The 21117-nt window shown below is 39.8% G+C and carries 19 protein-coding genes, 1 tRNA gene and 1 pseudogene; 12 read left to right on the top strand and 9 right to left on the bottom strand.

All coding sequences use genetic code 11. The annotated features are described in order from the left end of the window. Positions 1-25: 25 nt before the first annotated feature. From GFH32_RS11225 to GFH32_RS11215, 3 genes are all read right to left on the bottom strand, one after another. Entirely contained in the window at positions 26-463 is a 438-nt protein-coding gene (locus GFH32_RS11225) for a nuclear transport factor 2 family protein (protein ID WP_160366907.1), read from the bottom strand. Positions 464-708: 245 nt separating this feature from the next. After that, entirely contained in the window at positions 709-1593 is an 885-nt protein-coding gene (gene ygiD, locus GFH32_RS11220) for a 4,5-DOPA-extradiol-dioxygenase (RefSeq protein ID WP_153511690.1), read from the bottom strand. A 95-nt stretch (positions 1594-1688) separates the two neighbouring features. Beyond that, positions 1689-2519 carry an AraC family transcriptional regulator gene (locus GFH32_RS11215; RefSeq protein ID WP_153511689.1) on the bottom strand — a complete coding sequence of 277 codons (831 nt, stop codon included), beginning with the start codon at positions 2517-2519 and terminating at the stop codon, positions 1689-1691. A 279-nt stretch (positions 2520-2798) separates the two neighbouring features. Between GFH32_RS11215 and GFH32_RS11210 the strand changes: the two genes are divergently transcribed. The 7 genes and pseudogenes from GFH32_RS11210 to GFH32_RS11180 all read left to right on the top strand — a co-directional run. After that, the gene (locus GFH32_RS11210; RefSeq protein WP_153511688.1) at positions 2799-4118 is read left to right on the top strand and encodes an ammonium transporter; all 1320 of its coding nucleotides are present in this window, start codon (positions 2799-2801) and stop codon (positions 4116-4118) included. 190 nt (positions 4119-4308) lie between these two features. Beyond that, a complete protein-coding gene (locus GFH32_RS11205; RefSeq protein ID WP_153511687.1) occupies positions 4309-4524 on the top strand; it encodes a hypothetical protein in 216 nt (71 codons plus the stop codon). Between the two features lie 349 nt (positions 4525-4873). Beyond that, positions 4874-5671 carry a sulfite exporter TauE/SafE family protein gene (locus tag GFH32_RS11200; protein WP_153511686.1) on the top strand — a complete coding sequence of 266 codons (798 nt, stop codon included), beginning with the start codon at positions 4874-4876 and terminating at the stop codon, positions 5669-5671. Between the two features lie 87 nt (positions 5672-5758). After that, positions 5759-7540 (top strand): DUF4091 domain-containing protein, encoded by a 1782-nt coding sequence (locus GFH32_RS11195; RefSeq protein WP_153511685.1) that lies wholly within the window; start codon positions 5759-5761, stop codon positions 7538-7540. A 131-nt stretch (positions 7541-7671) separates the two neighbouring features. Beyond that, a complete protein-coding gene (locus tag GFH32_RS11190) occupies positions 7672-8619 on the top strand; it encodes an EamA family transporter (RefSeq protein WP_153511684.1) in 948 nt (315 codons plus the stop codon). Positions 8620-8737: 118 nt separating this feature from the next. After that, positions 8738-11044, top strand: a complete 2307-nt coding sequence (locus GFH32_RS11185; protein WP_153511683.1) for a GH92 family glycosyl hydrolase — start codon at positions 8738-8740, stop codon at positions 11042-11044. A gap of 138 nt (positions 11045-11182) precedes the next feature. Further along, a pseudogene (locus GFH32_RS11180) lies at positions 11183-12703 on the top strand (IS1182 family transposase); the annotation flags it as partial. A 236-nt stretch (positions 12704-12939) separates the two neighbouring features. Here the strand turns inward: GFH32_RS11180 and GFH32_RS11175 are convergent. The 3 genes from GFH32_RS11175 to GFH32_RS11165 all read right to left on the bottom strand — a co-directional run bounded on the left by GFH32_RS11175 (position 12940) and on the right by GFH32_RS11165 (position 14820). After that, entirely contained in the window at positions 12940-13317 is a 378-nt protein-coding gene (locus GFH32_RS11175; protein WP_153511682.1) for a hypothetical protein, read from the bottom strand. Between the two features lie 134 nt (positions 13318-13451). Then, entirely contained in the window at positions 13452-13859 is a 408-nt protein-coding gene (locus GFH32_RS11170; RefSeq protein WP_153511681.1) for a DoxX family protein, read from the bottom strand. Between the two features lie 199 nt (positions 13860-14058). Continuing rightward, complete coding sequence (locus GFH32_RS11165) at positions 14059-14820, bottom strand: hypothetical protein (RefSeq protein ID WP_160366937.1); 762 nt, start codon at positions 14818-14820, stop codon at positions 14059-14061. A gap of 296 nt (positions 14821-15116) precedes the next feature. On the opposite strand from GFH32_RS11165, the gene GFH32_RS11160 reads away from it, so the two are divergent. The 5 genes from GFH32_RS11160 to GFH32_RS11140 all read left to right on the top strand — a co-directional run bounded on the left by GFH32_RS11160 (position 15117) and on the right by GFH32_RS11140 (position 18530). Continuing rightward, on the top strand, positions 15117-16286 hold the full coding sequence (locus tag GFH32_RS11160) for a purple acid phosphatase family protein (protein ID WP_153511679.1): 1170 nt from the start codon (positions 15117-15119) through the stop codon (positions 16284-16286). A 24-nt stretch (positions 16287-16310) separates the two neighbouring features. Continuing rightward, positions 16311-16826, top strand: a complete 516-nt coding sequence (locus tag GFH32_RS11155) for a hypothetical protein (RefSeq protein WP_153511678.1) — start codon at positions 16311-16313, stop codon at positions 16824-16826. A 153-nt stretch (positions 16827-16979) separates the two neighbouring features. Beyond that, positions 16980-17061 (top strand) — tRNA-Leu (locus GFH32_RS11150). Positions 17062-17200: 139 nt separating this feature from the next. Then, positions 17201-17566: an ISAon1 family transposase N-terminal region protein gene (locus GFH32_RS11145; RefSeq protein WP_153511677.1), complete on the top strand. Its 366-nt coding sequence runs from the start codon at positions 17201-17203 to the stop codon at positions 17564-17566. Position 17567: 1 nt separating this feature from the next. Continuing rightward, a complete protein-coding gene (locus GFH32_RS11140) occupies positions 17568-18530 on the top strand; it encodes an ISAon1 family transposase (RefSeq protein ID WP_458296203.1) in 963 nt (320 codons plus the stop codon). A gap of 120 nt (positions 18531-18650) precedes the next feature. Here GFH32_RS11140 and GFH32_RS11135 read toward each other — a convergent pair whose 3' ends face one another. From GFH32_RS11135 to GFH32_RS11125, 3 genes are all read right to left on the bottom strand, one after another. Further along, the gene (locus GFH32_RS11135; protein WP_228384116.1) at positions 18651-19538 is read right to left on the bottom strand and encodes an ISAon1 family transposase; all 888 of its coding nucleotides are present in this window, start codon (positions 19536-19538) and stop codon (positions 18651-18653) included. Positions 19539-19578: 40 nt separating this feature from the next. Next, complete coding sequence (locus GFH32_RS11130; protein ID WP_153509180.1) at positions 19579-19932, bottom strand: ISAon1 family transposase N-terminal region protein; 354 nt, start codon at positions 19930-19932, stop codon at positions 19579-19581. A gap of 176 nt (positions 19933-20108) precedes the next feature. Beyond that, entirely contained in the window at positions 20109-20783 is a 675-nt protein-coding gene (locus tag GFH32_RS11125) for a hypothetical protein (protein WP_153511675.1), read from the bottom strand. Positions 20784-21117: the final 334 nt, after the last annotated feature.

The following is a 21117-nucleotide window of genomic DNA, read 5'->3' as shown; positions in this document are numbered from 1 at the left end:
CATGCTTAATCTCTCTGGATTGTTCTTATCGAGCAGGATAAGCAACTAAGACTTTGTTGATTTTCCAACCCTCTTCCGTATTACACATCGTTACGTAGTCAATTCGTTGAAAGTTAGCGAATGATTTAGTGATCTTTACGATGCTACAATCGTCATTCTTTTCAATAAACTCGACATCAGTATCACAAGAGAATTCTACATTCTTTAGTGTTTTTAAATGATTGATTACTTCTTTTCTATTGTGCTTTTCTTTGTTTTGTTTGTTAGGCGTAGTTTGTGTAAAATCTTCAGTGAACAGGTAGTTTAGTAATTCCGTGTCACCTTTTACCGTAGCATTGATGTAATGATCGATGATGGTTTCCACTTTAGCGAATTTTAGTGGATCAGGCATGTTTGCAGCTGATAAAGTGGAAGTTAAGAATGTGAATACTGCCGTTGCGATTAAAGTGATTAAAGTTTTCATAATGTTATACATTTAAATTAGTGATAGTTATTGTTAATTGTTTGATTCAAAGGTATATCAATAGGCAAGGCGGCGCCATAGGGAATAGGCGTAGCTAATAAAATATTCGGTTAATCGCAGGATTAATTCGGTGAAAATTCTCGGTGAAATTGTCTTTCGGTGAAATACCGAAAAATAGAGGTTAAAAGCGTGGGAAGCCCTTTTGTAAAAGAAAAAGGCCGTCTAAAATGACAGCCTTTCTATTATTATCCGATTTTTAATGAGGTCATCGTCAGTGCTCCGGCTACAGCGGCATCATTGAAAATCTGTATTTCCTCGTTTTTCTCTTGCAATGCTAAAGCATAGATCATTGGGAGGTAATGCTCAGGTGTAGGAATTGCCAATTCGAAAGCGCGACCTTGTTTGTGAAAGTCGATTAAAGGTTGGTGGTTGCGATCAAGGATATATCCTTTCATCGTTTCATTTGCTTCCTTCGCCCAATCAAATGCATACCCGACAGTATTCAGATGTTGCCAAGAGACCATGCGTAAATTATGAACGTTATTTCCGCTACCAATAATTAAAACACCTTTTTTTCTCAATCCTGCCAATTCTCTCGCTAATGCGTAGTGTTGTGCTGGAGCCATATTATAGTCAATACTCATTTGAATAATAGGCACGTCTGCATTTGGGTACATATGCTTTACGACAGACCAGCTACCGTGATCTAATCCCCATTTATCGTCTAAATGAATCTCTTTACTCTTTATTGTTTGTTGAACAGCTTCTGCCAAGTCGGGAGATCCCGGTGCTGGATATTGTACATCGAACAATGCTTGCGGGAAACCTCCAAAATCATGAATAGTAGAAGGATTCTCCATTGCCGTTACGAAGGTTCCGCGTGTCTCCCAATGCGCTGAAATCACTAGAATAGCCCTCGGCTTTTCAATCTCCGTACTAACGTGACGAAAACCCTGTACGAATTCGTTTTCCTCGATTGCATTCATCGGGCTACCATGACCTAAGAATAAAACAGGCATGGTGGAACTCGAATCCAATCCATCGATGAATTTATTTAGAGATTTTAACTTCATTGCGGCGCCTGCCAATGGCAAGGTTGCCGCAGCAGCTAAAAATTGTTTTCTATTCATATCTTCCATTGTAAATGTCCTTTGCAATTGATTAAACAAATATCGGTATAGAATGCAGGGGATAGGTATGAAAATTTGGAGAAAAAGTATTGGAATTAGGAAATAAGTTTGCGCATTTCATCTCTGAACTCCGAAGCGGTTTGTCCGGACTTCTTTTTAAACACACTAGCGAAATATGCTTTATCCGTATAACCGATTTCAAATCCAATTTCCGAGATGCTTTTATCAGTTGTTAACAACAGATTTTTAGCCTCAATTAATTTCCTAGTTTCAATAATCTCAGATACTGATTGCTGGAGTATGCTTTGGGTAATAGCGTTTAAATTTCTAGAGCTCATAAATAACTTCTCTGCATAGTAATTTACCCCTTCTGCACGACGGAAATTCTCCTCTAGAATCGATAAAAAGTTCTTAAAGGTCGTATCTTGATTCCGATAGAGCAGATTGTTATCAGCATGCTGTTTCTTGCGCTCCGCTTCAATCATACTAAATAGACTCTGCAATAGCTCACGGACGATGGATAGTTCGGGCTTTTCTTGTTTCATCTCTTCGTCTATCATCTCGCAAATCTGATTGATTCGATTAAAACAACGACCGCTCTCGAAAGCTAGTGTTGCGCTCTTATGATAATAAGCGTAGAGATTGAATGTGGTTTCTGGGATAAATTCACTTTTAAAGCGAAGGACCCAAAAATCGCAGAGGCCATCCTTCAACAGAGGAACTACGCGATGTATCTTCCCTTTACTGACGAAGCTAACAAAAGGAGCGTCATATGTTTCTGCATCAAAATCAATAAAATGCTCGATACTTCCAGCTATGCCAATAACCAGCTCCTCAAAATTATGATTATGAGGGTCGTTCTTTTCATTTTGAATGCGTAATGCTTCTTTATTGTCAACTTTATAGATCTTAAATAGCTCTTCCATCGAGATTATTTCTTCTTAATTGCCAAATTACTTCATTTTTTAAGCCTATTTGCTATTTAATAATAAAAAAAACGAGTGTATTGTTTTTTTTAATAGTTTCATTCGTGAAATAGGATAAAAAGTCAGCCGTATACGGGTGAGGGTTTGTTTTATTTGATTTAAAAATTGATGGAATTTCTATTTGTATCAAAAATAATCCTTAAAATTCTCAAAAAAATCATAAAAATATTTTGAAAACGATATAAAAATTCTATTTTTGATGTAATAATTGTAAAATATATGACACTATCAGGCAAAAAATCGTATTTACCTATTGTTTTAATGGGATTTGTAGTGTTAATTTCGTTGTTTTTCTCGAAAGCACCAGCAATTAATAATGAATTCGAGTATAATTACGCTGATATCGCCTGGATGTTAACTTCTACGGCTCTAGTTTTGATTATGACGCCGGGATTGGCTTACTTTTATGGTGGAATGGTGAAAAAAAAGAATGTTATTTCAACCATGCTTCAAAGTTTTATCTGTATGGCAGTTATTGCTGTCGTTTGGGTAGTCTTCGGTTTTAGTTTAGTGTTTGGTGAATCCATTGGTGGAATCATCGGAAATCCAACATCGTATTTTATGTTCAATGGTGTACTGGAAGAGAAACCATGGGCAGGGGCCTCTTCCATACCATTTGCATTGTTCGCAATATATCAACTTAAGTTTGCGATTATAGCACCAGCCCTAATTACGGGAGCGTTCGCCGAGCGAATCAAGTTTACCTCGTTTGTACTATTTATTTGTCTATTCTTCATCTTTATCTATGCACCATTGGCGCATGCGACCTGGCATCCAGATGGCATCTTAATGAAGATGGGCGTGTTAGACTTTGCTGGTGGAACGGTTGTTCACATGTCGGCAGGACTAACCGCACTTGCTTCCGCAATCTTTCTTCGTCAGGGTAAGAATTATCATGAGCATACGCCAGCGCGAATTACCTATGTCTTATTAGGAACCGGTATGCTATGGTTTGGGTGGATTGGCTTTAATGCCGGATCAGCATTTGCTGCATCAGAGCTCGCAGCAACCGCATTAATTACGACATCGACAGCTTCAGGCGCTGCAGCATTGACCTACATTTTTCTAGATGCCGCACGCGGCATTAAACCATCCGCAATGGGCATTTGTATCGGGGCAGTAGTAGGATTGGTCGCGATAACACCAGCAGCTGGATTTGTGTCTTTTGGCCACTCCTTAGTAATTGGGGCGGTAACAGCGGTTGTAAGTCGTTTTGTAATCGACTGGAGAACACGCTCGAAGATCGACGATACTTTAGATGTATTCCCGAGTCACGGTGTTGGCGGTATGGTAGGGATGTTGTTAACGGGAGTCTTTGCGAGCAAGCAAATCAATCCAGCAATTGAGTCCAATGGTTTATTCTACGGAGAAACCTCTTTATTTACCGCACATGTTATTGGTTTAATCGGTGCAACGGTATTTACGTTAGTGATGGCATTTATATTATTAAAAGTAACCAATATGATTAGTCCATTACGCGTTACAGAAGCTGAAGAAGAGGTCGGATTAGATCTTTCTCAGCACGGCGAAAAATTATAGTATTCCCTTCCAATATATCCTAAATTATGCCTGTTTCCCGGCTCGGGAAACAGGATTTTTTATGAAATGAACTTTAATTAAATTGATATAATTATAAAGTTTTCAGCTACTTATCTGGGACTTAATTTCGAAAAAATAAAACTTTTCTAGGTTGTACTTGTTTAGAAAGTATACAAAAGGAAGAAAAAGCATGAAAAATTTTAATAAATACGGTTTCACCTTCTTGCTTTCGAGCATGTTGTTCGCAGCATGTAATTCCAATAATCCCAAAGAAGGAGAGGAAACCACACCTTCACCTGTTGAGAAGGATGATGTGTCGAGGTATAATATTAATGAACCTGATAAAAGCGTCTTGAAATTGGATTCCACAACGGTTGATACAGCACGTATAGATACCGTAAATTAGAAGTAAACATTCATTCTTTATAATTTGTTAGTCAATAGATTGGGTAGATTTTCTCTAGATCTGCCCAATCTTTTTTTTTTGGCAGTGATTCGTATTCCGAATTTTCCAACGATTGTTTAGACATCTCAGGAAGATGGTTCCAACTTAATGGGTTGAGCTGCGAAGGAGGTAGAAGGAATGTCTAGAAATGTTTCAATGAAATAGATGATGACTAGGAGATTAAAGTCAATTCCATTAGTCTCTCTCATTCAAAATTCCTTGTATTCCTATCATCTTACTTGGTTTTTTCTTTGCTTATTTTCTCCTACTTTTAATTTCAAATATTTGAATTAAGTAAAGCGAATCATTGATGTTAATTATTGGCTGTATATTGGCAGTACTTGTTGGAGTCACTTTAGGTATGCTAGGGAGTGGAGGGACCATATTGACCGTTCCAATCTTGGTATATGTGATGTCTGTACATCCTGTAATAGCCACGACTTACTCGTTGTTTGCAATTGGAGTGACTTCATTTGTTGGTGGTTTGCGTGGACTAATTCGTAAAGAAGTTGATTTAAGTAAAATATTAACTTTCGGTTTACCTTCTTTGATTGTTGTGTTTTTTACGCGGTCTTATATTCTGCCGCTGGTTCCCGATGTGATTCATATTGGGGATTATGCAATCGAGCAGCGGACCGCACTGATGTTGTTGTTTTCGGTAGTTATGATTGCATCTTCACTCAGTATGATTTTTAGCTTGAAAAAGCAGGATCTTCCAAAAATTGAACGCCCACATGTTCCGATTAGTCTGATTATTGCGCAAGGAGCCTTAGTTGGTTTGGTTACTGGTCTTGTTGGCGCTGGTGGAGGGTTTTTAATTATTCCGGCCCTTGTCAATTTTTACCATTTGCCGATGCGTCGGGCAGTCGCAACTTCACTTATTATTATCACCATCAATTCTTGTTTTGGACTAATTGGCGATAGCGAAAAGTTTGCTTCGTTTGATTGGAATTTATTGTTGAGTTATACCGGCTCGACTTTAATGGGTATTTTCATCGGATTCTATCTTGCGGAGCGCGTATCCAATAAGTTTTTGAAAATCGCATTTGGTTACTTAATCTTAATCATTGGTATCTACATTATTCTGAAAGAAACGAGCTTATCCTAATTTTTCTTGTCTGAAACCGCGAAAAGTCGCTGATTTATATCTAAAAATACCAAACAAAAGGTTAAATTGCATTAAATCTAACGCTTTATGAGACCAAAATTCCCTTTATCCATTATCCTTGCCGCTCTGCCTTTTGTTTTTTCTTTAAATCCGCTTTCTGCACAACAAAAGCCGGCTTTAGCTGCTCAATTTACTGAATTGGCGGATCCGACGAAGGATGTAAATTCCGATTGGTCTCGCGTAAAGCCAGGTCTGCATGCTTCTTTTGGATCGATTGATCGTCGGTATCCAAAATCTGTTGCTCCATCACTTACGATTAAGCAGCAAGAACAGATTGAAGGCTGGAGAGGAGAGCGTGTTTCTGCACAGATCTTACTTTGGTCTTCTACTCCGTTGAAGAATATTCAAATAGAAATTTCAGACTTTAGATCGGATAAAGGACCGGTGTTGCCTGCGAATATTGCTGAAGCACGTTTTGTTCGGTATGTGATGACTGATGAATTCGCTGCTGGCTGTGGACATCGTAAACCTGAAGACTTTGCCGCATCGTTGTCTCCTGATATGCTCGATGATCTGAAATCTATGGACATCGATGCAAAGACTGCGCGCCCCGTTTGGATCACTGTAAATATTCCTCGAGAAGCAGCTAAAGGAAATTATACGGCTAAGGTGAAAGTCAAAGCAGACGCGCAAAAGACATGGGAAAGTAGCTTGAAAGTCGAAGTGATTGACCAAGTTTTGCCGCCGGCAAGCGAATGGAGTTTTCATTTGGATCAATGGCAACATCCCTCTGCTGTAGCGCGGGTTGAAGGATTGGAGATGTGGTCTGATGCACATTTTGAGGCGCTCAAGCCGGTAATGCAACGATTAGCCGATGCAGGGCAGAAGGTTATTACAGCGACCATCAATAAAGATCCATGGAACGTTCAGACTTATGATCCTTATGCAGATATGATTAGCTGGACCAAACAAAAGAATGGTGCTTGGCATTATAATTATCAAGTTTTTGACCGTTGGGTTGAATTTATGATGGGATTAGGGGTTAAGGATATGCTGAACTGTTATTCCATTGTGCCTTGGAACAATGAAATCCATTATACTGATGAGGCTACTGGCAAATTAGTAAATGTTGTTGCTAAGCCGGGGACAGCAATTTTTGAAGAACTCTGGACACCTTTCTTAACGGATTTCGTTAAGCATTTAGAGTCTAAGGGCTGGTTAGAGATTACAAATATCGCGATGGATGAGCGTGAACGCGAGCAAATGGATGCCGCATTGGCGCTTCTAAAGAAGGTGTCACCAAAATTAGGCGTATCTTATGCTGATAACCAAAAGACTTATCAACGTTATCCCGATAGTGATGATATCAGCATATCGGCACAGCATCCTTTTTCTCAACAGGATTTAAAAGATCGAAAACAAAGAGGATTAAATACGACGTTCTATATTTGTTGCTCGGATGGTTTTCCAAATCAATTTACGTTTTCTGACCCTGCGGAATCGACATATTTAGGTTGGTATGCGCAAGCGACTGGTTTTGATGGCATGTTGCGTTGGGCTTTTAATTCTTGGGTAGAGAATCCGCTGCAAGATTCTAGATTCCGTACTTGGCCAGCGGGGGATACCTATATCGTTTATCCAAAAGGACGTAGTTCGATACGATACGAGCGGATGCTGGAAGGAATTCAGGATTTTGAAAAAGTACGAATTGTATCAAAGGCTTTAAATAGAAAAGCGCATTCAAATGAGCTTTCCGAACTAAATAAGGCCATTGAGAAATTCAAGAGTGTCGAGCGAACAGATCATTGGAATGCGGATCTAAATCAAGCGAAGAGCTTACTAAATAAGATTTCCAAGAGCGTATACTAATCAGGTTACTAGCGAGGATTACCTGATATTTATCAATGCCAATCTAAAAGGAATGCTAATACGCTGTTTCCGTTCCTGGTAATTAGAATGGCTACTGACTAAACTAGAACTAAAAGACTATACAATAGAAGATGATTACGGAACCTTCTTCAAGTTCAGTTCCAACAGAAGGGCAAGGGGCAGCGAATACTAAGCCCTGGTTGGGAATTTTATTGGCCATCATAGGCGCTACCCTGTGGGGGGTATCGGGTACTTTCGGACAGTTCTTGTTTCATGAACGGGGCGTCAATGTCGAGTGGATGATTACCGTGCGCTTGCTGGTCGCTGGAAGCCTGCTTTTGTTGATCTCATCGTTTGATAAACGCCAATCGCTTTTTAGTATATGGAAAAATCGGTCCGACCTTATTCAGCTAATCATATTCAGTATTGCTGGTATGGTAACCATTCAATACACCTATTTTGCTGCGATTAAATATTCCAATGCTGCGACAGCTACCATTCTTCAATTTCTAGGAGCGGTAATTATCGCTATCTATTTATCTCTTAAAGCGTTAAAAGTTCCCAGCTTAAAGGAGCTCATTGCATTGTTTATTGCTGTCATCGGAACATTTCTGCTTGTCACACATGCAAACTTCGATAATCTTTCGATTTCTCCGCTTGGCCTTACGCTAGGTTTGGCATCGGCAGTCGCTGTAGCGATTTACTCCTTACAGCCTACGAAATTGCTAAGAAAATATCCGGCGCATATTATTGTCGGTTGGGCGATGCTCATCGGCGGTATTTTGTTCAGTTTTGTACATGCGCCCTGGAAAATTGAGGGACAATGGGATTCTCAAGCAATTTCATATGCTTCTTTCATCGTCATCTTTGGTACGCTGATACCTTGTTTTGCGTATCTATCGGCAGTGAAAATAGTAGGCGGACAGACGGCGAGTTTGTTAGGGTCCGCAGAACCTTTATCTGCTGCGTTCATGGCAGTTATCTGGTTGCAAGTTCCTTTTGGCTTAATGGATTGGTTAGGCTCTGCCTGTATAATATCGACAATCTTTATCCTTAGTATTGGCAAAAAAGCAGGATAGAACAAGATGGATTTCCCAAATCTTCTTGATATTATTGGAGTTTATCTTGCTAAAACGTTTAATAAATACGTAATTTTAAGAATCATTAGATTATAAATCATCCCTATAAAACATTTGAATGAATAAGAACTATACTCGAATTGGAAAATTTTTATTGTTAGCAGTACTTCCTAGTTTAGGATTTGCGCAACAAAAAAAGTTGACTGACTATGTAAATCCGCTAATTGGTACGGCTAAAATGGGGCATACATTCCCTGGCGCTACGGTGCCTTTCGGAGCTGTGCAATTAAGTCCTGATACAGATACGATCCCATATGCTTTTAATGGTAAATACACTGGAACGGTTTATGAATATTGCGCAGGTTATCAGTATAAGGATAAGACGATTGTAGGTTTTAGTCATACGCATTTCAGCGGAACAGGACACTCGGATTTGGGTGATATCTTAGTGATGCCAACGCAGGGTAAAGTGCAGTTGAACCCTGGAACGGCGGATCGCCCACAAGATGGTTATCGCTCGCCTTTTAGCCATGATAACGAAGTGGCAGAACCTAATTATTATAAAGTAAAACTAGATAAGCATAATATTCTCGCTGAGCTGACAACGAGCACAAGAGTAGGGATGCATCGTTATACATTCCCAAAATCTGAGGATTCACACATCATATTGGATTTGACTTCTGGAATTTATAATTACGATGAAAAAAATGTGTGGACTGTCGTCCGTGTGCTGAATGATTCGACCATTACGGGATATCGTCAAACGAACGGCTGGGCGAGAACACGTACCGTATACTTTGCTATTAAAACATCGAAGCCTTTTAAGAACTACGGGGCGAAGTATTATGATAAAGAAACACCTTATAAAGGTTTTTGGAGAAAATTTAATCAACGCGATAACTTCCCAGATTTAGCCTCACACAATGTGAAGCTACATTTGGATTTTGATACCGAATCTTCAGAGCAGGTAATGATGAAAGTTGCTTTGAGTCCAGTAAGCATGCGGAATGCGCTTGCCAATATGGATGTAGAGGTGCCAAACTGGGATTTTGATCAGGTTGTAGCGCAAGGTAAAGATGCCTGGGAAAAAGAATTAGGAAAAATTAAGGTCGATATGTTGAATGAGTCCGATTTGGTGAATTTCTATACTTCAATTTATCATGCGAACTTAATGCCGACGGAATACATGGATACCAATGGGGAATATAAAGGGTTAGATCAAGAGATTCATAAGGCCGATGGTTTTGTTAATTATACATCCTTTTCGCTTTGGGATACCTTTAGAGCGTTCCATCCTTGGCTAAATCTTATTAATCCGTCTCGTAATTCGGATATCGTTTCATCGATGATGGCACATTATGATCAGTCTTTATTAGGCATGTTGCCAATTTGGTCTCATTATGCCAACGATAACTGGTGTATGTCTGGTTATCATTCGGTTTCGGTAGTTGCGGATGCCATATTAAAAGGGGTGTACAAAGGGGATGCTGAGGCAGCGCTAAAAGCTTGTATATCTACGGCAAATGCGCGTCGATATGAAGGTATTGGTGAGTATATTGATTTGGGTTATGTACCTGATGAGGTTTCGACTTCATCGGTTTCCAATACCTTAGAATATGCCTATGATGATTGGTGTATTGCTCAAATCGCTAAAAAATTAGGACATATTGATATCGCTGCGGAGTTTGATAAACGTGCGAACTATTGGAGGAACGTTTATGATGAGCAGATAGGATTTATGCGTCCGAAGGATAAATCGGGTAAGTTTAGAGCAGAATTCGATGTGTTAGATACACATGGGCAAGGTTTTATTGAAGGGAATTCTTGGAATTACTCTTTGTATGTACCGCATGATCCAAATGGCTTAAAAGATGTAATGGGTGGAGAGAAGCGTTTTGAAGGCTATTTAGATTCCTTGTTCAGCATGCATTTGCCGGATAAATACTTTGAAAAAACAGAGGATATTACTCGTGAGGGAATTATCGGCAACTATGTGCATGGAAATGAACCTTCGCATCACGTAGCCTACTTGTACAATATCACGAAAAGTCCATGGAAAACTCAAGAGAAGGTTCGTCAGATTATTCGTCATCAATACAATAATGGGGCAGATGGTCTAGGTGGAAATGACGATTGCGGTCAAATGTCTGCTTGGTATCTCTTTACTTCCCTAGGGTTTTATCCTGTGGCGCCCGGTGATGCGCACTATTGGATTGGGAGCCCTTTGGTAAAATCGGCAAGCATTGCTTTAGAAAATGGTAAAGAATTGAAGATTTTTGCTAAAAATCAAGGCGAGAAGAACGTTTATGTAAGTAATGTGAGTTGGAATGGACAAGAGATTAAAGATTTCAAAATTACACATGAGCAGTTGATGAGCGGAGGCGAATTACAGTTTGTAATGAGCAGCAAGCCAAAGAAGAAGTAGTTATAAAATAAACTCAATAAAAAGGGGCTGTCTAAAAAGGTCTCTTAAAGAAAGAACCCCGTCATTAAAAAATGGCGGGGTTTTTCTGTTTTTTTGTCCTTAAGATTTTGTATCTTAAGGTGCACCCAAAAAAACAATATGGCAAACATACAATTCAAAGCGCTTCCATCCAATAGTCCGAGTCTATTTCCTGAGAATATTTTAGATCGTATTCCAATGAACCATCCGGTTCGGTTGGTGAGTCAGGTTGTTGATCAGTTGGATCTAGATCATATTATCCGTCAGTATAAAGGCGGAGGCACCACTAGTTTTCACCCTAGAATGCTCATTAAGGTGCTGTTCTACGCCTATTTAAGCAATATCTATTCTTGCCGAAAAATTGAGCGCGCCTTACAAGAGAATATCCATTTCATGTGGCTTTCGGGCAATAGCACACCTGATTATCGTACGATCAATTATTTCAGAGGAAAGCGTCTTAAAGGACAGATACAAGAGCTGTTTGCAAGTATCGTTCGTATGCTGCATGATATGGAGTATGTTAGCCTGAAAGTTCAATATGTTGATGGCACCAAGATCGAGTCGGTCGCTGGTCGTTATACGTTCGTTTGGAAGAAATCGGTCGAGAAGAATAAGGTAAAGCTAGAAGCAAACATTGCTTCGGTTCTTTCGGAAATCGAGGCTCAGATCGCCCAAGACCAATCTTCATTAGGGCATCAAGAAGTTAGCAAGGCCATTGATAGCAGTCGGTTGAAGGAAAAGATCGAAGCGATCAATGCCAAGTTCAAAGGAGCCAATAAATCTACTGATAAGCAGCTTAAGAAACTTGAAGAGGACTATTTGCCTCGACTAGAGAAATATGAAGAGCAACTGGAAGTACTGGGAGATCGCAATAGTTATAGCAAGACCGATACCGATGCTGTGTTTATGCGGATGAAAGAGGACCACATGAAGAATGGCCAGCTTAAGCCAGCCTATAATACCCAAATCAGCACCGAAGATCAGTTCATCACCCATTACAGCATCCATCAAACAACTGCCGACACCACAACCCTGCCGGAACATTTGGAAGGCTTTGAGTCCCATTACGGAAAACAAAGCGAACAGCTTGTAGCAGACGCCGGTTATGGTAGTGAACAGAACTATGAATTGATGGAAAAACAGGGCATAACTGCCTTTGTCAAGTACAATTACTTTCATGTGGAACAGAAGCGCAAGCATAAACAGGATCCTTTCTCGGTACAGAATCTGTATTACAACCAGCAAGATGACTATTATGTATGTCCGGCCGGACAGAAGCTCAGCTATATCGGTCATGCAACCAGAGTTAGTACCAATGGATATACTGCCCGGGTAAGCTGTTATCAGGCTCAGCGATGCGAAGGCTGCCCAATGCGCAGTGGGTGCCATAAAGCAAAAGGCAATCGTATTATTGAAGTGAACCACAGGCTTGATCAGCTCAAGGCTAAAGCCCGAAAAAGACTGCTATCAGAAGAGGGAATGTACCATCGAAGCAAGCGACCCATAGAAGTGGAAGCTGTTTTCGGTCAGATGAAAAGCAACAACAAGTTTACCCGGTTCACGATGAAAGGACTGGAGAAAGTCGCTGTAGAGTTCGGTTTGATGGCCATTGCTCATAACCTCAGAAAATGGGCAAAAAAGTGGGCAAACGATGTCTTGTTTCGAAATGGTTATAGCGATAAAACACTATATACGATAAAAATTGGAGTCAGGAGCGTTAAAACCACAAAATATAGACTTACTGCTTAAAACTCAAAAATGAAAACAGTAATGGAATCGCAAAAGCTATAAAACAGAAGAAGGTGCCTTTTTAGACACCTTCTTTTTATATTCAGTACCCGACGGTATCATTAAGATGATGCTTTTTGGGCTTTTTGTTAAATTACCTTTGAGTTATGATCAACATAATGGATCATATATTTTGCAATTTCCTCGTATGTGCTGTCTGTTTCTGCGAATGAGATGGTAATTATACCTTTTTGACCTTTCATGAAAGTGTCCCGAACGAAGAAGTTTTTCATCCGATCGGCATACTTTTGAGGATCGACTAGAACGACTAATAAGCGCCCCTGTTCAATTTGATAGTCAACGATGTCTTTCCACTCAATCAAGCCAGCAGCGCGCGCTATAGGCGTTGTATTGCCTGTAATTCCCTGTCTATTGATAGCGATAGCGATGTCTGTTGCTTTTTTCGGTGCGATTGATAATTTTAGAAAGGCGCCAATCCCTAAGAGCGTAATAAATACTGACGTCACGCGCCCAAAGAGAATTCCTTCTGTTTTGATAAAGTAAGCCTAATAAGCAAAGAGAATTCCTGCAATGCCTAAGCCTAAAAAAATATAAGCCATGTTTTTTTGTTTCTTACCGCTGTAGGGGATGTTTATATCAATCATAGGAGTTCATTTTTGCTGTTTTTTAAAGGGTCTAATGCATACTTACACGCTCCCATAAAGCAGAGGGCGAGCGATATACAAAAGATTGCAAGGGCAGGTGTCATCGCTTCGACGCTATCGTTGTTTTGAAGGTGTACCATGCCGAGTGCAATCAGGAAGTGGAATGCTAATATTCCGGCTGCATATTTAGTTTTCCAACCTATTAGTATGAGCGTTGCTGCAATTAATTGCGTATATACAGACAGGAAAGCTGCGGCGATAGGTATCGGAAAACCGAATTGCGACAGAAAGGAAGCGAATTCTTTCATGTGTTTCATACTGAATACATTGTCTATTATACCGTAAATAACACGGATTCCTATAAACAAGCGTAATATCAGTAAGCCAATTCCTGTTGTATTCATTACTTAACTATTTAATTTTCTCTTCTTTAAATCCCACTTTTATTCAAAATACTTGCATCCAACAAGTCTATTCAAGTCCATTAATATTTTATTTCTATCTAAAATTGTTATTCGATTAATGCTGAGATAATTTCGATTTTATCAAGTATGTTGTTCATTATTTTATCGTCTTAATAAAGCTTTGCAATTCCTCTTTTTTCTAGGTTGTATAGAGGATGATTTGGCCTTGGTTGGGAGTAGGTATTCGATCCCATACGGTCATAATTCGATTTGCGAGAATAAGGATGATGGGTGTTTTGGGGCTATCAGCAAAGTGTAATTGAAAAAGATTATCTAATTTATCTGTTTCTGGAATTGATAATCCATAATCTCCTGTGTTATAGTCGTATATTGTTGTGTTTTTTAATTCGGATCCATCGATGATGGGGTCTTCTGCAATGTGCATTCTTTGCAACATATGAAAGTCATAAGCTTCAACAGGATAAAAGCCATTTGGCCTATTTACTTTGAGATAGGAGAATGGCGTTGATTGATTTGGGCTGGCGATGACTTCAATTCCCGACAGGAGGGCATGCCCTGCCAAGTAAATGTCGTCGTAACGTTTTTCTATGTATTTATCAGTTTCTCTAATCTTGTCTTCAAATTTATCGTCTAGATCTTCCGCTTTTAGTGATGCCGCTTGTTGAATTTCTTCTGGGCTCCAAACTTTCATTAGCTCGCTAACCAAGAAATCTTCAGTTGAGCTTGCGAAATATTTTTCTTTATAAGCTTCAAAAGCTGTCGTTTGTGATGGCAGCAGCTGGCTTGCCAGGTTCTCAGGTGTGAATTTTTCGATCGCTGCATCAAATTGTTCAATCATCCCCAATTTGTTGAGGAGGACGAGGGCATCTGCATTCGCTGTTTTTTCGGGTGCACAGGACATAAATGTTAGGATTAGTAGGGTTATAAGTGTTATTCGCATCTTCTACAGCTTTTTATAAAATTAGTAGATTTCATAAAAGCTAGCGCAAGAAAAAGCCTGCTAGCATAGTTGATTTATATAAATGTGATAGTGGAAGCGTTAATTTCGTGTCGGCTTCTCAAGAATAACGGGAAACTACAGCTTTCGGATATAGTACAGGATGGTTGATTTGAATTATTGTAGTAGATTTATAGAAAAATGTAGCGCCCTGATATACAGGAAGCTCTACATTTTTGCTTTGCTCGTGTTAGGGATATAACTCAATATTAAACATAATAAAAACCTATTTATTAAAAATGAAATCAAAAACCTTATTCATTGCTCTATTTCTTACGATATTTTCTTTAAATGTATTTTCTCAGGATAAGATTACGATTAGTCATCAGCCTTATATTCAGGCATTGACAGATAGTTCGTTGTCTATAGTTTGGGTAACCAATAAACCTGCTGTTGCTTGGGTGGAAATTGCACCAGACGATCAAAGTCACTTCTATGCGAAGGAACGTCCGAAGTTATATGCTGCGAAATATGGCTATAAAACCGTCGGTACAGTGCATCAGGTTGATCTTAAGGATTTGAAGCCCGGTACCAAATACCGCTATCGTGTCTACAATCAAGAGGTTTTAAAGCATCAAGGAACACGTGTGCAGTATGGTAATTTTGTTGCAACGGATGTGTATTCCAAGGAGGCATTGACCTTTACGACTCCAAAACCTTCCGATAAAGTGTCGTTTGCAATATTGAATGATATTCATGGGAAGAATGATGTCTTAACGAATTTGATTGGACAGGCAGATATGGCAAAAACGGACTTCGTGGTATTCAACGGCGATATGGTTGATGCGTTAATTAGTGAAGATCAGATGTTCAATGGATTTATGGATACGGCAATTAAGTTGTTTGCAAGCGAAAAGCCTATGTATTATTCCAGAGGAAATCATGAGACGCGTGGCCCATTCGCTGTAGCTTATCCGCAATATTTTCCTACGAGCTCTGGCGAATTGTACTATATGTTTACACAAGGGGAGGCCTGTTTTATTGTGCTGGATGGTGGTGAAGATAAGCCGGATACAGATATAGAATATAGTGGTATTGTTGATATGGATTTCTATCGTGTGCAACAGGCAGAATGGTTGGCCAAAGCCGTTGAAAGTCCTGCATACAAAAACGCACGCTACAAGATTGTGATTTGTCATATGCCTCCTATGGGCGGTTGGCATGGTATGATTGATATTGAGCGTCAATTTGTGCCGATTTTAAACAAGGCTGGTGCGCAGATTATGATTAGTGGACACTTGCATAAGCATGTTAAACAAATGCCTACTGCAGGGGTTAATTTCCCAATTCTCGTGAATTCTAATGTGAATCTCGTAAAGGCGGAGATTACTCCTCAAAAAGCGGTATTTAAAGTGGTTGATCAACAAGGTAAGCAAGTGGATGAGATTAGTCTCAATCCGCTTCGCTAGCGAATTATCGCTATCTTTATCTCCATGGATGCTAAACTAATTCGGGTTAACGACTCGATGCAACAAAACTATTCGTATGAACTGGTTGCTGCAATTGGAGAGGATTTTGACCTGGAGTTTCAACCCGCATTGAGTCCACAAGAAATGCTTGAACTAGGTGTATTTGGTGGGCGCTATTTGGGCGATTGCCGCGATGAATTTCCAAGTTCTTGGTTTGAGTCGGCCAAGTTATATCATGGAGAAGAGGCAAGGGGAGACGCAGGTCTTAATTTTTTTGGTGTACATGCATCGCAACCCTTGTCTGTTTGGCAAGCAAAAGGTTGGATTCATCCGCAAGACCCGCGCGGTTGGTTTCAGTGGTACTGCCGTTATTATATTGGGCGACGTTCTGAAGACGATGCTCGGCAAATAAAGCGCTGGAAGGCTATGTCTAGGCATGTCGCTCAAGTAAAAGGAAATTGCAATTTTGGAGATCTGCAATGCCGAAAGAAACAACGACAGGCACTGCTTCATTGGGCATATGATAGCATTAATATGTAGCTAATAGTCATGTTTAGATGCTTGTTTTTGATCTTATGGATGACGTTTTGAAAATAAATAAGTTCAAAATCAGTTAGTTTAGGACTTGTGATAAATAAAGTTTTGCAGAATTGAGGAGAAGCCCTATATTTGCATCATTCCAAAACGGAATATGCCCAGGTGGCGGAATTGGTAGACGCGTTGGTCTCAAACACCAATGAAGCAATTCGTGCCGGTTCGATCCCGGCCCTGGGTACTAAAAAAAGCGAATATCGTAAGATGTTCGCTTTTTTTTGATTAAAGTTGTCGTTTTTTGGAGAAATGAAGGATCAAGTACAAAAGTTGTGGAGGGGATAAAAAATAAATAGATATTTGTGCTTTGAACTTTTAGAGAGATGCACGATTCATTTAAAGCTTTAATGCCCCTTATCATTCCTGAAGGAGTTTCCGATTATTTTGAGATGACCCACTATTCCCAAGGCGAGGGTCGCTTAGATATTTTTCTAGAAGAGATGAATATTATCCCAGAGGAATTTGAACACAATAAACTAGTTTCAAAAGGCTTTTATGAACCTGTAACCCTGCAAGATTTTCCTATTCGCGGACAGCAGGTCTATCTTCATGTCAAACGACGCAGATGGCTTAACCAGGATACTGATCAAGTGGTTTACAGGAATTGGGAATTAGTAGCTAAAGGAACGCGGATCACACAGGATTTCGCGGCTTTTTTAAAAGGGATCAGCGGACAGCCAAGCACATAGCATCCAGACCATCAGTTCATTTTATGGAATATCAGCCAGTAAATTAAGGAGATATTACCGCAATAAACTAAGCGGTTTCCAGGATTGGGAGCATCGCGAAAATGCAAGGGATGGATTGATCTTCCCCCAAAATATCAGCGGCCATCTTTCCATTGACGAGACCTGCCTATCCCATGGGGAGCTCTATACCGTTGTTACCAACAAAGAAGCACATGGTAAAAAGGGGACTATTGTCGCTATACTAAGCGGCACAAAATCAGAGAACATTATCCCCATCCTTCAAAAGATTCCACATCAATTACGCAATAAAGTTCAGGAGATAACACTTGATCTAGCTGGTAATATGGGACTGATAGCCAAAAGATGCTTTCCCAATGCTGTTCAGGTAATAGACCGTTTCCATGTCCAGCAATTAGCCACTGAAGCGCTTCAAGAAATAAGGATAAAGCACCGCTGGCAGGCAATAGAGGAGGAAAACCAAGCTATTGAAGCGGCTAGGAAAGTGAAAGAAACCTATCTGCCAGAACTATTACCCAATGGAGATACCGTAAAACAAATGCTGGCAAGAAGCCGGTACCTGCTTTATAAGAGTGAACATAAATGGACTTTAGAACAAAGAGAAAGGGCTGCTGTACTATTTGAACGATATCCGGATGTTGAAAAGGCCTATAGGCTAGCTCAGGAACTCTCTTGGATCTTCAACACAACAATTGATAAGATCTATGCCTTTACCAGACTAGCTAAATGGGCGGATAAAGTTGAACAAGCTGGCTTCAGGTCATTCAATACCGTCTCCAGAACCATAAATATCCATCACAAAAAAATATTGAACTACTTCGACAACAGAAGTACTAATGCATCCGCAGAGTCTTTCAATGCAAAGATAAAAGCTTTCAGAAGTCAGTTTAGGGGAGTAGGTGATATCAATTTCTTCCTGTTCAGATTGACCAAATTATTTGCTTAATCCACAGGTTTTGATGCTGATCCGAAATGAAGGGATCATAGGATCATACCGAAAGTTTGGGGGGTAAAGATTTTTAAGCATACAATTTCATCACTCTGTACAGGAAGAATGTTGTGTCCCTTACGCCACGGAAGACGCTTCTGAAGCTTTGAGTTTTGCATTGAAGGATTCTGCGGAAGCATTGGTACTTCTATTGTCGAAGTAGTGTAGGATGTATTGATGATGCGCTGCAATGGATTTTGCCACGCTCTCAAAGGAAGCAATACCCGCATTCTCAACCTGATTGTGCCATAGGCCTAGCTTGGTAAATGCTACCTTTTTGTCCTTGCATTTGTTGAAGATGTCCCCTAAGGCAATTCCAAGATCATAAGCCTGTTTTAGCTTGGGGAACCGCAGGAATAATAATTCAGCACGATGTTTCTGGCTTTCCGACCATCGGCTTGGATACTTGAACAATAGGTGTCTGGATCTAGCCAACAGCTGTTTGAGCGTATCACCATTTGGCAACAATTCCGGTTCATACGGGATCCCTCGCTTTCGTGATTCCATTATTTTCTTGCTTTCTGCATCCAAGACTTCCCAACGATACTTGATACGGAGTTCCTGCACGGCATCGTAAGCTAACTTTTGGACATGGAACCGATCGACCACACGTCTGGCATTTCTGAAACATCTACGGATTGCCTTGGCCATGTTGGGAGCCATATCCATGGTCACCTCCTTTACCTTATTCCTCGAGCGCAAGGGTATTCGCTCGAGAACAGCCATGATATCCTCAGCCTTGGTACCCTTTATAGTTGCTAAAATCGTTCCTTTACGCCCTTTTGCCGATTTACTGCTAACAATGGTATATAATTCACCGTTGCTGAAGCTGGTCTCATCAATGCTCAGGTGTTCCGATATGTTTTCAGGGAACAATGTCCAGCTCTCGGCATGAGGCTTTTGGTCCCAATCATGGAAATCACTGAGGTGGTTCTTGTATTGATCCTGTAGTTGTTTGCCGTCCATCTGGAAGAACAGACCTACCAATTGGGCGCTTACAGGGTAGCTATCCAAATATCTTCTTTAAAAAAAGCCCGAATTCCGTAGTCATTCGAGCGCCCTCACGCACTAGGTTCCAATCTCTTGTGATGATATCTCCGGTATCCAGTACCGTCCATCGACGACGGCGGATATGTAGCGTAACTTTCTGGCCTCGAATGGGAAAGTCTGAAATTTCAGTAGAAGGCATAAAACCCTTTGACTCCAACTTGCTGTGCTCATAGCCTGTCGGAGCAATATTAAGTTCATCTAAGTAAATATGGAGTTGATTGTCGACCTGATCGACTTCTAAAATCTGGAAGTATTCCAAAAGCCCTTCGGGCATCAATAAGGATAGTAATTTACGTTCGGCTTCTTGCAAGGGATATTTGTATTAAAGACGCTAAACTAAGAAATTTTTAACACTCGCCCCAAGAATTCAGCTTGATCCAAATGAAGCAACTTCCGGTATGGGTAGTGGTATTAAAATCTGATATTAATACAGACCTAAAGTTTCATAAACAAACTTCACGGTAGTTTGCTTTTCGATTTCAAATCTTATTGCACGTAAGGTTTACCATCCTTGCAAATTATTGGTCCGAGTTTTATTGTGCAAGGTTCATCACATTTCACTTCACTAAGGACTCGCCATTGCCAATCAAGCACCTTCTGAACATTTAGAAGTTCGTAGAACTCCGAGACTCTAATGGTTTTATGTGCAGTTACGAATTCACAACGACAATCTTTACTAACGATTATCGCCTGCCAATCTTTCGGATCTGTACAAGGTACGTCGTTATAAAATTCCTTAAGTTTCTTATAATTCGATAAAATAAATTTATTGGTTTCTTCTAGAGTCAGATCTTGTGCATACCGTAATTTTGGACGTCCTTGGTGACAAATAAGCTCGACAGGAGGGTTTATTACCCAGACGTTTAAACTAAAATTGATTTGAGGTTCTATATCAAACCATTTAGTGCGATAGTATCTGTGCTCTTCGATAAGATTTTCGAAACGGGACTTTATGTTTTTATGAACAGGGAAGTAAGTGCTATTGTATGACATAATTTCAAAATCATCGATATTTTCACATGAGACACTGTAAACTAAGTTTTCAATCTCTTGATATTTATCATCCGCTTTTTTTTGCCAGTACTCGTCATTTTTGTCTTTTGAACAGCTGGCGAAGAGCCATAATAAGCTGCACAGTACAATGGTTGTTGCTTTTTTCATAGTTAAATTGGTTTTTTATCTAAACGTAAGATTTGTGCAATCTGCGACAGTACATTTTATTTAGTTTTTTTTGCAACATTTTGCATGTAAATGCATCATGTTAATGAGTATTTTAACACACGCTAGGCTCTGTCGATTATTAATGCTTTAAAACGAAATATTTATGAAAAAATATTTTGTAATTATTCTCGGTGTAGTCTTTATGCAGACAAGTTTTGGACAGAGTATGTCAGCAGGAGAGCATTGAATAATCGGCTCGATTCATAAAGTTTCTTTAAGCTTCGATAGTATACGCTTTTTTATTGAATTATAGAATAAGCCCGTTTTTCCAGAA

This window comes from Sphingobacteruim zhuxiongii (genome assembly GCF_009557615.1).
GTDB lineage: Bacteria > Bacteroidota > Bacteroidia > Sphingobacteriales > Sphingobacteriaceae > Sphingobacterium > Sphingobacterium zhuxiongii.
This window is presented reverse-complemented; position numbering and strand designations above follow the sequence as displayed.